Annotated in this window: 8 protein-coding genes; 4 read left to right on the top strand and 4 right to left on the bottom strand. The window is 62.0% G+C overall.

The features are described 5' to 3' along the window. Nucleotides 1-110: 110 nt before the first annotated feature. A complete protein-coding gene (locus ACR65T_RS16365; RefSeq protein ID WP_434497487.1) occupies nucleotides 111-2,192 on the bottom strand; it encodes a tetratricopeptide repeat protein in 2,082 nt (693 codons plus the stop codon). 447 nt (nucleotides 2,193-2,639) lie between these two features. Between ACR65T_RS16365 and ACR65T_RS16360 the strand changes: the two genes are divergently transcribed. The 4 genes from ACR65T_RS16360 to ACR65T_RS16345 all read left to right on the top strand — a co-directional run bounded on the left by ACR65T_RS16360 (nucleotide 2,640) and on the right by ACR65T_RS16345 (nucleotide 7,799). Continuing rightward, nucleotides 2,640-2,795, top strand: coding sequence for a hypothetical protein (locus ACR65T_RS16360; protein WP_434497486.1), 156 nt, complete (start codon nucleotides 2,640-2,642; stop codon nucleotides 2,793-2,795). A gap of 80 nt (nucleotides 2,796-2,875) precedes the next feature. Then, entirely contained in the window at nucleotides 2,876-4,051 is a 1,176-nt protein-coding gene (gene wecB / locus ACR65T_RS16355; protein ID WP_434497485.1) for a non-hydrolyzing UDP-N-acetylglucosamine 2-epimerase, read from the top strand. 112 nt (nucleotides 4,052-4,163) lie between these two features. Beyond that, nucleotides 4,164-5,624 (top strand): glycosyl transferase family protein, encoded by a 1,461-nt coding sequence (locus ACR65T_RS16350; protein ID WP_434497484.1) that lies wholly within the window; start codon nucleotides 4,164-4,166, stop codon nucleotides 5,622-5,624. Between the two features lie 297 nt (nucleotides 5,625-5,921). Next, nucleotides 5,922-7,799 carry a CHASE3 domain-containing protein gene (locus ACR65T_RS16345; RefSeq protein ID WP_434497492.1) on the top strand — a complete coding sequence of 626 codons (1,878 nt, stop codon included), beginning with the start codon at nucleotides 5,922-5,924 and terminating at the stop codon, nucleotides 7,797-7,799. 174 nt (nucleotides 7,800-7,973) lie between these two features. Here ACR65T_RS16345 and ACR65T_RS16340 read toward each other — a convergent pair whose 3' ends face one another. From ACR65T_RS16340 to ACR65T_RS16330, 3 genes are read right to left on the bottom strand one after another with little or no spacing between them, the layout of a single operon-like run. Beyond that, nucleotides 7,974-9,560, bottom strand: a complete 1,587-nt coding sequence (locus tag ACR65T_RS16340) for an amidase (protein ID WP_434497483.1) — start codon at nucleotides 9,558-9,560, stop codon at nucleotides 7,974-7,976. 48 nt (nucleotides 9,561-9,608) lie between these two features. Then, entirely contained in the window at nucleotides 9,609-11,054 is a 1,446-nt protein-coding gene (locus tag ACR65T_RS16335) for a SagB/ThcOx family dehydrogenase (protein ID WP_434497482.1), read from the bottom strand. A gap of 1 nt (nucleotide 11,055) precedes the next feature. Then, a complete protein-coding gene (locus ACR65T_RS16330; protein WP_434497481.1) occupies nucleotides 11,056-13,323 on the bottom strand; it encodes a TOMM precursor leader peptide-binding protein in 2,268 nt (755 codons plus the stop codon). Between the last annotated feature and the right edge of the window lie 167 nt (nucleotides 13,324-13,490).

The raw sequence follows: 13,490 nt of genomic DNA, 5'->3' as shown, positions 1-13,490 counted from the left end.
GAAAAGCTGGCGACGACTGCAAGGACAAAAGCTGTTGCCCAAGATCGTCAGCGGTGTAAAGTTCCGTGACGGAATCGAAATCGCGCGCGATCACAAATCCGCCGCTTGATTCACCCCGTCACCCAAAATCGCGCATAGCTCAGCGCTTCCCGAAAGAACTGTGACTCTTTTGCGCGATCGACATAGACGCTCGCATAGCCAGCGTTCAGCAACACTTCGCCGCTCCGCTCGACCGCGAGGCTATTCTCAAAGGCCTCGAGGGCGTCGGCATATTCCTTCTGACGCGCATAAAATTGGCCAAGCGTCGACCATCCGGCAGCATAGTCAGGATGCGTGTGCGTGAAGTTGACGAGCTCAGCGCGCGCGCGCGTCAGATCTTCCTGCTTTTCGTATGCAGACGACCTGGCGGTAGCGATTTCGAGTTCGACCGCCACCCTTTGCGCTGAAGGCAAATCTCCCCGGTCAAGCGCTTTTACAAAGTCCGCAAGCGCGCCAGCGGCGTCTCCGAGCGTTTTACGAAGATAGGCCCTTTGCGCATAGGCTTGGCCCGTGGCCTTGCCCCGCGCGATGAGCGCGTTTGACGCCCGTAGGGCCTCATCCGTATGGCCAAGCCCTGCAAGCGCGGCGATCGTCACGCGAAAAACGGCCTCGTCGGCTCGGGGGAAAGCCTCTGCCGCCCTGCCATAACGCAACGCGCTCACCCAATCGCGAGCGGCCAGAGCCTTGAAGGCCTTTTCAGCGACGAGCGTGTAGCGCGCCTCGTCAAGCGCCCGCGTGACGTTGAGCTTCTGATCGGCCGGAAGTCCATATTTCAAGGCCTGCTCGAAGTCTGTGACGGCGCCGCTCACATCCTTGGCCTGACGACGCATGAACCCGCGCTGTGCAAGAACCCTCGGGCTTTGCGGGACAGACGCAAGGTAGCGGTTCGCTTCCGCAAGCGCCTCAGCCTTGCACCCTTGGCGAAGAAGCGCCGTCAAGAGGAGGAGAACAGGCTCCTCCGCTTTGGGATCGAGACTATGCGCCTCTCTCGCCGCACGCACGGCCTCGTCCGGCCGCCCCGCTTTTAGCGCGTCATAGCCGCTGTTGAGCGCTTGCTGCAGGGGCGTCGCCTGCGCGCCGACCGGCGAAGCGCCGGGTTCATTGGCGCGTTCCGCCTCCGCAAGCGCGAGTTTTAGCCTCTTCACTTGCGCGGGCTCGAGGGCCGGCTGCGCGAGCGCGGCCCGGAAATCCGCAATGGCGCCGGGCAGGTCTCCAATCGTGCGCCGGCTGTATCCGCGCTGCGCGAGCAACGTCGAACTCGGCGTATTGTCCTTGATGAACGCATCCGCTTCTTTTACCGCTGCTTTAACCTGCCGTGATTTGGTCAACGCCGTCATGAGCGCAAATAGCGGCGCTTCGGCGTTTGGGTATTTGGCGCGCAGGGCGCGCGCCGCCTTCACCGCGCGAGCGTAATCGCGTTTCGCGATCGCTGCGTAAACCTCCGCGAGTTCGGCTTGCATAATGCTATCATGCTCAGCCTTGACAGCTTCCGCGAGCGCGTTGCGCAATGGCGACGTTTGGCTTGGCTCAATGTCGGGCGCGGCGAGCGCGGCTTCGAAATCCGCCGCCGCGCCTTTCAAGTCCTGCATGGCGCGACGCAAATAGCCGCGCTGGGCGAGAAGACGCCCGCTCGCCTTATTCTGCGAGATATAGCGATTCAGCTCGTCGAGGGCCGCCTGCGCCCGGCTCTGGCGGCTATAGGCTTCGGCGATAAGCCCGACGGGAGCTTCCGCTTTTTTATCGAGTTCGTGCGCCGCTCGCGCCTTCTCTATGGCTTCATTCAGCCGAGACTCGTTGAAGTCCTTATATGCGGCGCTCATTGCAAGATCGAAGAGCGCGACGTCGACTGCGGCGGCCTGCTCTTGGGTCAGCGCGCCGCTGTCTCGTGCGCTGCGCAGATCCGCCTCGGCGCCGGCGACGTCCATGAGTCGCTTGCGCAGATGACCGCGCTGAGCGATCAACGCCATCGAATGCTTATGGCTGGCGACAAAGGCGTTAATGACGTCAACCGCCTCGCTGGTTCGTCCCGATTTGTTCAGAATGTCGGCCAGCAGGCGGACGGGCATCTCGTATGCGGGCGCAAGGCTTCGCGCCCGCTGCGCGTATTTGAGGGCGCCATCGTAATCGCCCTTGGCCAGACGCGCGAACGCCAAGGCAAGCTCTTGGTAGCCGGGCTGGCCTGGCCGCGGCTCCTCGCGAACGCCGTCATTGTCGCCAGCGCGAGCTGCGATTGGCGTCGCGGACGCCAGCGCCAGCGCCAAAAATAGGATTGTTGCGCAAGGCCTTCGAAAAACCCGCCGCACGATTGCGCTCCATCTGCGTTGCAAAAAGCCGAGATTCCGACATCGGAATCTTCGAACGCGCGTCACGCGAATCAGGAACGAAACATATTGTTTTTGCTAACCTATAACCGCACATGAAGCAAAATCGGGCGGGCGCGCCTCGAACTCCGGGGCGATGGCTCTTCGCAAGGTCGCCGCATTCCCATGTTTTGCTTCGCACTAGAAATTGAATTTAAAATCTATACTTACGCCCATGGGACGCCCAGAAGGTTTGTACACGGAACCCAACCTCGCCGCACATGCAGGAGCAGAAGCAAAATGCAACTTATGGTGTTAATCCTCGTGCTGTTTACATTGATATCCCTCGCCGGCTTCATCGGAGCGTTCTTTTTTGGCGCGGCTGGAGCCGTCGCACTGATGGTGCTGGGTTTATCTATCTCCTTTATCGGAATAGCTTTTTTTACAGGCCGCTAAGATGTCGAAAAGTTCATTCGACAGCTCAGAACTTCTAATTTATACAGGCCACTAAACTGGCATCCCTGAGCAGAGCTGAGATGAACGCGTTGACAAACCTCATGAAAGCCGAAAGTCGCCTAACTAAATCAAAACTTTGCTGTTTATGCATCGTTGGGACACGACCCGAAGCCATCAAGATGGGCCCCGTCATCGCCGAACTCAATCGTTCGGATTGGGCATTTCCCTACGTGGTGACGACCGGCCAGCACGCTGATGTCGTCGAAGGAGCCCTAAAGGATTTTGGCGTGGTTCCTTCGCGCCGGCTGGACCTCGAACGTCGAAACGGCTCGCTGAATGAGCTGTTCGGCAAGGTGATCGCCGAGATGGATCGCGTGATCGACGAAGTTCGACCTGACTGCGTCATCGCCCAGGGCGACACGACGTCGGTTGCGGTCGTGTCGCTCGCCGCATTTCACAAGAGCGTGCCCTTCATGCACATAGAGGCGGGGCTCCGCACGGGAAAGCTCAACGACCCCTATCCGGAAGAGCTCAACAGGCGAATCGCCGGACTGACTGCGGCCATGCATTTCGCTCCGACCTCAGCGTCGCTCAATAATCTCCTGCGTGAAGGCGTCGTTCCTGGCGACTGTCTCGTCACTGGCAATACAGGCATTGACGCCTTGCTGCAGACGGCGGCGCACAAATTGCCTGCCCCGAAGGGGTTTCCGAATTTGCCGCGAGTCATTCTCGCAACGGCGCACAGGCGGGAGAGCTTCGGGGCGCCCATTGAAAACGCGCTGCGGGGCATAAGGGCGGCGGTCGACCGGCATGACGACCTCGGGTTGTTTTTCGTCAGCCATCCCAATCCGAACGCTCATGAGCCGGCGCGCCGGATTCTTGGCGGCCATCCGCGCATCGTGGTTACGGATGCGATCGACTATGGCGACATGGTCGCGGCGCTGAAGAGATGCTGGATTGTCGTCACCGACAGCGGCGGCCTCCAGGAGGAAGCGCCCGCGCTGGGAAAGCCCGTCCTCGTGCTGAGGAACACCACCGAACGGCCTGAGGCGGTTCGCGCCGGAGCGGTTCGCGTGGTCGGCACAAACTCCGCCGCGGTGTCGAGCGCGATCTCTCAGCTGTGCGACGACCCGGCGCTCTACGCCCGCATGTCTGTCCCGGTTTTCCCTTATGGCGATGGCCAGGCGGCGAAGCGGATCGTCGCCGCGATGCGTGCGCGTCTGGTGCGCGCGATTCCAGCATTGTCAGCGGCCTAGGCCGCTTCAGCGCTTCGCCGTGCCGACCCTTAGCGGCAAGGCGCACAAACAAAAAGTCCGACGCGCGCTCAATCTGCCGAACACGCGAGGCTGAAGAGCTTAAGGACGACTGATGTTTTTTGACCTGACCGACGCCACCGTCGCCTACGTCGACGCGCTGGTGGGACTTTTCCTTGTTTTTGGCGTCGCCATTATTCTTTACAGCCTCGACGATGTCTTCATCGACGTCGTTTACTGGCTTATGAGATTGTCAGGACGGATCCGCGCCGAACGATTTCAGCTTTCTGAACAGGCGCTGATTGAACAGCCGCAACGCCCCCTCGCGATCATGGTGCCGGCCTGGCGCGAAGAGGCTGTCATCTACGAAATGTTGAAGACCAACGCCGTCCATTCCGCGACGACGGTCTTTTTTGTTGGCGCCTATCCCAATGATGCCGCGACTCAGCTGGAAGTGCTGAGGGCGGCGGCGGAACTTCCGGAAAATGTCCGTCTTGTCGTCGGCCCGCACGACGGGCCGACAACGAAAGCCGATTGTCTCAATGCGATCATCGCGAAAATCGGCGAATATGAGAAAGCCTCGAACATAAAGTTTGAGGGATTTGTGCTCCACGACAGCGAGGATGTGATTCATCCGCTGGAATTTCCGCTGTTCAGCGCGCTCCTCGCCACCTTCGATTTCATCCAGATCCCGGTATATTCCTTCAGGCGCTCGCTCCTTCAGATGACCGCGGGCACCTATATGGATGAATTCGCGGAGTTTCATAATAAGGACCTGTTTGTCCGGCAGCGTCTTACAGGCGTTGTTCCGTGCGCCGGCGTGGCCGCCTGTTTCAGCCGGAAAGCGATCGAAGCTCTGAAGTCCTGGCGTCGGGGCGAGGTGTTCGACCCCATCGCTTTGACGGAGGACTACGACGTCGCCTTCGCCATGAAATCGCTTGGCCTGACGTCCGCGTTCGTTCTCAATGAGGCCCCCTATACGCTCGATATTCCGCTCGGGACCGATCAGGTGCAACGGATCGCAGCGCCGCTCGCGATCGCGACGAGAGAAAATTTTCCGAGCGACTACCGAGCCGCCTACCGCCAGCGCGCGCGCTGGCTTCTGGGAATCGGCTTCCAGGGAGCCGCGAAGCTCGGCTGGGGGAACACGCTTACCGAGAGAATCTTTTTTCTGCGCGATCGCAAGGGCATCCTGTCCGGCATCATCGCCGTCGTCGCCTATTTCCTGGCTTTCAACGCTATCGCGATCCTTGTCCTTGGAACATTCAGCGAAGAATGGCTTATCGCCGGCTACGCAATGCTCAACCCGACCCTGCGGCTGCTGTTTTTCATCAACATCATCTTGCTCATCAACCGGCTCGTTCAGCGCATGATCTTTACGAAAGTAATTTATGGGTTCGGCCAAGGGTTGATGGCGGCGCCGAGAGTCGTTTTTTCGAACCTTATAAATTTCTCTGCGGCATTGCGCGCCCTCTATATTTTCGTTTGGCGCCACAAAGTGCGCGGAGAACCGTTGAATTGGGACAAAACGAGCCACACCATTCCCGCGCAAAATGCTGAAACGGTTCGAGCTTAAATTGAAGCATCTGGAGCGCATAGCGTTCTGTCGGGGCCGTGATATGCCGCCCGTCGCGTAACCCGGCGGAGGCGCGAAACCGCCGAACTTCCGCTCGAGACATTCCGCGACGGCGGTCGTGACATTGCGCCGTCATTGTGCGCGCGAGCGGCGCGCCGGCTTATCCTCGAAATGAACGTGGGCGCCGTCCCTTTCGCGCGTGTTCGATGCGGAAGGCCGATGGCGGGGAATCTGCAGCAAGAGGTTGACAGACACCACTCTCGTGTAAATCTGATCGGGTCGCCTTTTGCCCAGGTCATGCAAATGACAGTAACGGTTACGGTTCCGAAAAAGGCCATGTCATGGGCCATCTTCGGATTTCTTGTCGCGGCGATCGGTGGCGCCGCCATCTCGCTTCAAAAAGAGGTGGCGGCGCAAACATCGGTCGAGCACACGCTCTTTGTGCGCTCGGCGCTTCTGCAAACTCTCTCCACCCTGCAGGATGCGGAAACCGGCCAGCGAGGGTTCTTGCTGACGGGCACCGAAGCGTTTTTGGAGCCCTTCCATAACGCCGATCGAACCATTGGCGAGCGTTTGGGCGCCTTAGAGCAGGCTATCTTCGACAACGAAGAGCAGATGCAACGAGTGAAACGTCTGCGTTCCGTCGTCGCAGACCGACTAGCTGCATTACAAAAACACATTCAAGAACGCGGAGCCACGCCGGACGCGACTTTCGCCGATCGTCTTAAAGACGGTAAACGTCTCATGGATCAGGCGCGAAGCGTTATCGGCGAAATGCTCACCGAAGAAGATCGGCTCTTGACGACGAGAAACGCCGAAATGCGCTGGACGCTGACGTTGACGCAGATTGGCGTTGCAGGCGCTCTCCTGTCAGCGGCTCTCCTGGGTTGGGCGACCCTCAAGGACCGACAGAGGCAGGTTGTCGAACTTCAGACAGCCAATGTCGCGCTTCGAATTGCGCTCAAGCAGGCGGCCGAGGAAAGCGAGCGCCGGGAGCGCGTGGAGGGCCAGCTCAGGCAGTCTCAAAAGATGCAAGCCGTCGGTCAGCTTACGGGCGGTCTGGCGCATGACTTCAACAATATGCTTGCCGTCATCGGTGGATGTCTTAACCTCGTAAAGCGCAAGATAGCGCGCGGCGAGATCGACAAGGATAGCTTGATCGATAAGGCCATGGAATGCGTTGATCGCGCCGCAGCCTTAACTCATCGCCTACTGGCCTTTTCGCGTCAGCAGCCGCTCGCGCCCCAGACCGTCGACGCCAATAAGTTGGTGGGCGGGATGGCGGAGATGATCCGACGCACGCTTGGCGAATCCGTCAACGTCGAGACGGTTCTCGCAAGCGGGGTCTGGCGGATCCACGTCGACCCCAACCAACTCGAGAGCGCGATTTTGAATTTGGCCGTCAACGCCCGCGATGCGGTGAACGATGAAGGCAAGGTGACGATTGAGACCTCGAACGCCTATATCGACGACCACTACGCGCGGGAACACGCCGAAGTGAAGGAGGGTCAATACGTATTGGTCGCCGTCAGCGATACTGGAACCGGCATGCCGCCGGAGGTTATCGCCAAAGCCTTTGAGCCATTCTTCACAACCAAAGGCCCTGGCAAGGGAACGGGGCTCGGCCTCAGTCAAGTGTTCGGCTTCGTCAAGCAGTCGGGCGGGCACATCAAAATCTATTCGGAGCCTGGCCAGGGCACGACGGTGAAGATTTATCTGCCGCGTTTCGTTGGCGAGGGAGAAGTCGCCGCTCAAAGCCACCAGGCAAACGAAATTCAAGCGGCCTTGAGGGGTTCACCGGAGATGCTCATCCTCGTCGTCGAAGACGAGGATCGGATGCGGAGCGTCGCCGTCGCGATGTTCAAGGATTTGGGGTATAGCGTGCTCGCTGCGGGAAGCGCCGCCGAGGCGCTTGCGCTTATAAACGCCAATCCTCACATCGATTTGCTATTCACCGACATCGTCATGCCGGACATGAACGGTCGCGCACTCGCGGAAGAGGCGCTGCGCCGTCGCCCCGATCTGAAGGTGGTGTTTACAACCGGCTTCTCGCGGAACGCCGTGATTCATAACGGCGTGCTCGATCGCGGCGTAAATTTCCTGCCAAAGCCATTCTCGATCGAGCAGTTGGCGCAGAAGGTCAGCGCTGTTCTTGGAGTGATGGAGGCCACCTGACGCCGCTCGCCGACAGCCAACGTCGTGCGCGGCTTCGGCTGGCGCTCTGTGGCGGTCGTCAGTGACGGCGCGGCTTGATCCCGCGGTCAGGCGTTTCCATCGCCGCCGGAGAGAATAGCGCCGGCGATGCGCCAGTTGGGAACGAAGCGCGCGGATGGCGGCGTTGCGGACGCGCTAATGATTTACGCACAAGTCCGGCGGAGGCGCAAAACCGCCGAACTCCCGCTCGAGGAGTTCGGCGAAGCCGATCGTGGTGCGATCTTCGAGGTAAGGTCCTATGATCTGCACGCCGATCGGCAAGCCGGTCTCGGTTCGATCGATCGGCGCCACGGTCGCCGGGAGGCCGGGGGTCGTGGCAAGCTCCGCCCACACAATCTGGGCGTCGAGGTAGGCGTAGGATCGGCCGTCGATCTCGATGCGTCGCGACTCGATCGGCGAATGGTCGTGTGGAAAAGCGGGCGTCGGCATCGCCGGGCAGAGCACGACGTCCCAGTCGCGAAAGAGCTCACGCCAGCGCTCCTGAAGCTCGCTCCGCGCCCCGTCGGCGGCGAGCCAATCCCGATGGCTGATGACCGCGCCGCGCGTACGTTCGGCCGCGAGGCTCCGGTTCCGGGGCGACAGCGCTGCGGCCGCGCTGCGAAGCCTGGCATAGACGCTGGGCCGCAAATCCGCGCCCCAAAATGCGGACAACAGCCGAACATAGAGACGCGCCGATTCGGCAAGGTCGGGCAGTAAGGGACTCGCATGCGCGAGTTTGGCCCCCGCACGGACGAGCCGCTCCGACAATCGACCCAGCGCCGCCCTCACCACGCTCGCGGTACGGCCAAGCGGATGCGTGTCGATGACGAGAACGCGGAAGTCCTTGAGGTTATCGTGCCGGGCGGAGGGCAGAGCCAGCCGGTAGCCGGCGCCGGCGCGTTCCTCGTCCGGCCCGGCGATCACATCGAGCGCAAGCGCGAGGTCCGCAGCGCTTCTGGCCATTGGACCGATGACCCCGAGATCGCAATGGCGCGGCAAGGGCGGCGCGCCCGGCGGGGTCAGTCCGCGATTAGGCACAAGACCCGATGTCGGCTTGTGAGCATAGACGCCGCAATAATGCGCTGGCGCGCGCAACGAACCGCCGCGGTCCGAGCCGATCGACAGCGGTCCGAAACCGCAAGCAAGCGCCGCCGCCGAGCCGCCCGAGGATCCGCCTGGCGTGAGCCGAAGACTCCAAGGGTTGTTGGTTGTGCCATAGATGTCGTTGTAGGTCTGCCAATCGCTCAGCATTAGCGGCACATTGGTCTTGCCGAGGATGACGGCGCCCGCATTCTTCAAGCGCGCGACGACCAAGGCGTCTTCTTGCGGCATGAAGCGCTTGAACTGCGGGTCGCCCCAAGTCGTCGGCAGTCCAGCAATATCGAAGGATTCTTTCACCGTCATCGGGACGCCAAGCAAGGCGCCCGTTCCGCCGCGAGACAGCGCGACATCGGCCGCCTTGGCCGCCTCGCGCGCGCGTTCGAAGTCTCGGGCGACGACGGCATTGACGCGCCGGTCCGCCGTCTCGATGCGCGCGATCGTGCGATCCGTGAGCTCCAGCGCGGAAATCTTTCGCGCCCGCAATGCGGCCAGGAGATCTTTAATCGTGCAGTAATCCCACTCCGATGCGGGAAGGGAATGGGTCTTCTGCGCCAACGCCCCGCGCGACCATGGGGCGGTCGCGGCCGCCAGAGCGGTTGTCGCTGCTGCGATCAAAACATCGCGTCGTGCTGCGCCAGTCATTGGACGTTCCCTGACCGTCGATCTGTCAGTCGCGCTGGCGACGCGCCGTCAATCGGCGACGGGCGTTGAATCGCTTTGAACGCCGCGTCCGATCGCGATCTGGCCGACCGACCCTTCGACGTGAAACGCGAGGCCCGTCATTTTGGCGAAGAGGTCGATGTCGCCGACGCCAATCGCACAGGCGCCGATCTCCATCTCCGCGGCCATCAGATAGAGCGTCTGCATCACCACGCCGACATGTTTCAGAACAAGCGCATAGGCGAAGCCGCTGTATTTCCAGGACACGCGGCCGAACCGCGCCGCCATCGTAATGAGGATTTGCGGGACCGCCGGCGCGCCCATGGCGAATTGCGCGTCCTCCAGCATCGCCGTAAGCCAATGCGCATTCGTCTCGATCAAAACAAGAGCGTGGCGGCTGGCGTCGTAATGATAAAAGCCGCGCGCCAAGCCCTCACATCGATCGACGGCGAGATAGAGCTCGAGTTCGTAGCTCGCGCCGCCCGACGGATAGGGACGAGGGGCGATCTCCAACTCCGGCTCATCCTGGCCATCGTCGGGCGCGCGCTCTCGCGATATGATTCTTGCGGCGCCGTCGAGAAGCCGCGCCACCTCCGCCAGCGTGATCGGGCGCCGCTCATCGAAGGCGCGGGTCGAGCGTCGGCGCCGCAGCAATGTCGCAAAGGCCGAAGGCGGCGGCGTCTCAAGCGTCTTCAGGTCGATCGCCGGCCCCGGCCAGCTCGGCCGCACCGCGGGCGGCGGCGCTGCGAGATCCGCGTAGGCGTAGAGGCCGCCGGAGGGATTGGCGTGCCGTCCATCGGTGCTGCGGGTGTGGAACAGCAGATCGTGGAAGTCCCATAGAACGAGATCGCCGTCGCCTTCGGCTGCGCGCAGCGCTTTGTCGGCATCGCGACCGGGCGTGAACAGAATCTGGCCATCGAGGAGCAGCGCCAGCAGCTCGACGCCCGGAAAGTCGGCTGAATCGCGGAGCTCTTTTACCGTGCGGGCCTCCGACAGATGAGCGATCATTGCTGTAACGCTTGGGTCGCACAGTCGGAAGAGCGCCATGGCGCGCGGCGATTCGAGCACCAGGTCGGCGCCGCGCCGCCGCATATAGGCAAAGCGCGACAGCGCGAGCGGGCGATCCTCGTCGATCTCGATTATCCGTGGCGCGTAATCGCGCATCTGCGGCTCGACGACGATGAGATCGGGACCGCTCGGCCCGCGAGCCAGGCGGTATTCAACGAGTCCGTAAAGCGCCAGCCTCCGGACGAGTTCGCCCATCTCCCCGTCCCGCTCCCCATCGAACGCCACGCCGGTCTCGAAGTCGGCGGCGCGCTCGGTGACATCGGCGGCAAACTTTCCGAACTCCACGGCCCGACCGTCGAAAAGGGCGGAGACGCCGCCCGTGGCGTCGCGTTCGAGCGTGACGCCCGGATTGAGTCGCGCGAAGAGCCGTGCCGGCGGCGCGGGCGGTTGGGAGGTTTCGCTAAGCAACTTAGGTGCGGGGGAACAAAGGGTTGACATCGGCTTCGCGCACTGGCCGCTTGCGCAGACCCAGCGCGATGGGCACGTCGTAGAGACGGCCGGGGCCGAAGCGGCGATAGAAATGCCGAAGTCCCGGAACGATCACCCGGACCACCGGCACATCAATATCCGGACGCGTCTGATCGAGGACGAGAAAATCATGTCCAGCCCGCGCGGCGAGCTTGACGCAGGCCAGCACCTGGTCGCGGCCGTCGAGTTGGGCGAAATTCTTGAACCGCGACCGCCCGAAAGACGCCTTGCCCTGCGGCCGCAGATAGGCGTGCTTGCGCAACGGCAGAGGGTCGCTTCCATAATCGTCGTCGGGCCCGGGCTCGGGGCGGCCGCCGAGGCTCTCGATGGCAAGAAACTGGTTGAGCTCGGTCATCGCGCGCAGCGTCGCGATCCTTGGATCGAAATGCGCGCCCGCCGCGACTTCGATATATTCCCGTCCGTCCTCGATCCAATGGGCGACGGCGACGACGACGGGAATGCCAAGATCGCTCGTTACGTCCAGCGCCCAGATGTCTCGGCCCATCTTGGCGAAAACGGCGCGAAGGTCGCGCACATAGCTGTCGCCAAGCTTATCGAGATCGATCTCTGGACGACGCGAACGGTTGTACCACCAGATCGCATATGCGTCCCGCTCAACGAGTTCGAGGAAACCCTGAATGATGGCCTCCTCGATCGTATTGCCCGCCGCGCAACCGTTCGAATCGGCGCTGATCTGATTGGCGCAGCCGGACTCGTGAAAGAAATACAGAAGGCCGGTGGGAACGTATTTGAAGCCCTCGTCGCGCAGCGACCACACTGGCGACCATTCCGTCTCCGCGGCGGGATCGAAGCGCTGTGCGCCCTCGCCGCAGCCGCCGCTTTTCGCGCTCTGCTCATATTGCGCGTCACTATAGAGCAGGATGTCGTTGGGCAGGATCGCCTCGCCGGCCGGGAAATCCGCGAATCGTCGGACGGTCCTGATCTCGTCGCCCTGGAAAATCCCGCAGTAGCGCTCGATCGCCTCCATCAGCGCGCTGGCTTCGCCCTGTTCAGCGACGCTGCCCTTGCCGTAGCTGTCTCCACTCAGCCCGGTCTGAAGGGCGTCGACGGTTTCGGGGCGCGGCGAAAAATTATGTCTGGCGACAAAGCTCGCGTCGAGCGGCTGTTGGCTCTTGATCCGATCGAGATGCGATACGACGCCAGTCAGCGGGCTCACATGCTTGCGATTGCGAGCAAGAGTGTCGCCCGGCGCGACCGATCTGTAGCCCCCGCTCGTCACAACGCTCGCGCTGCCGGCATGCAGCGGGATGGGCGTGGGCGCTCGCGCGGGATCGCGCAGCTCGGGGTCGCCGCAGCTTGGGCATTGCGGCCGAGCCGGCACATAATGGCGGGCGACGGTCGAGCCCATCAGATCCAGGCTCACGATATGCTGGTGCAGATCGGTGCGGAAGTCGCTGGCGATCGCCTTGGCGATCTCCGCGGCGGCGAGGCCAGCGCCGCTCAGGCCGAGCGGATGGGCGCCAAGCGGCGAGACAGCGACGCAGCGCGCCTCCTTGCGGCCCAAGAACGCCTTGACCTGTCGATTCCAGTTCATGCGATCGGCGAGGCATCTCCAGCAGGCGCTCTTGCCCGGGCTGAAGATTGGGCCGACCAGCGGGAAAACGCCGGAAGGCTGCACCAGCATCCAGTCCTGCTTTTTCTCGAGCCGCCGGCGGTTGAACTCCGCGAGCTGGCTTTCGAGATAATCGCCGACGAGCGCGATGGTCAGATCGCCGCCGCGTTTCACGACCTTAACGCCGAAAACGCCCAGGGCCTCCTCCAGCGCCCGCGCGCCGCCGATCCCGATGGCTTCGATCTGAACAGAGACCTTCTGCAGATTTTTCGCGGCGACGTCGGGCGGCAGGCCGAGACTCGCCCAGTAGGCCGCCGCAACGCCATCGGATGCGTCCATCGGGACGACGAAGCGGCGATCGAGCAGTCGCTTGAACGCCTCGTCGATTGAGTCGAGGGAAAACTCGGCGGAGAGCGCCTTGCGTATGGCGTCGGCGCCCTCTCCGGCGCCGATCCGCTCGGCCAGCGCGCAATAGAGCGCGCCACGAAGAAAAAACTTTCTGTCCTCCGAATAAAGACAGACCGCGTCAGGCGGCAGGACATAGACAGAAAAATTGGGCGAAAATCGAAGGACGTCGCCTAACCGCTCTTGTGAAACCGGCTTCGGCGCAAGCGGTTTAGATACGTCAATTGTCATTTGGCTGTCGCGCGCCCCCGTCTCGTCGCGCCCAGGAGCGACGAGATTTGTTCGATTCAGGAATCCGAGAGACGAACGTAGACTCACAGATCCGCGCGGAACATTATGTAAATGTTCCGCACGACCTGACTGCACGCCTCGCTTCGGCCCATGGCCATCGGGCCGAA

It is taken from the genome of Methylocystis sp. (assembly GCF_051061285.1).
GTDB lineage: Bacteria > Pseudomonadota > Alphaproteobacteria > Rhizobiales > Beijerinckiaceae > Methylocystis.
This window is presented reverse-complemented; position numbering and strand designations above follow the sequence as displayed.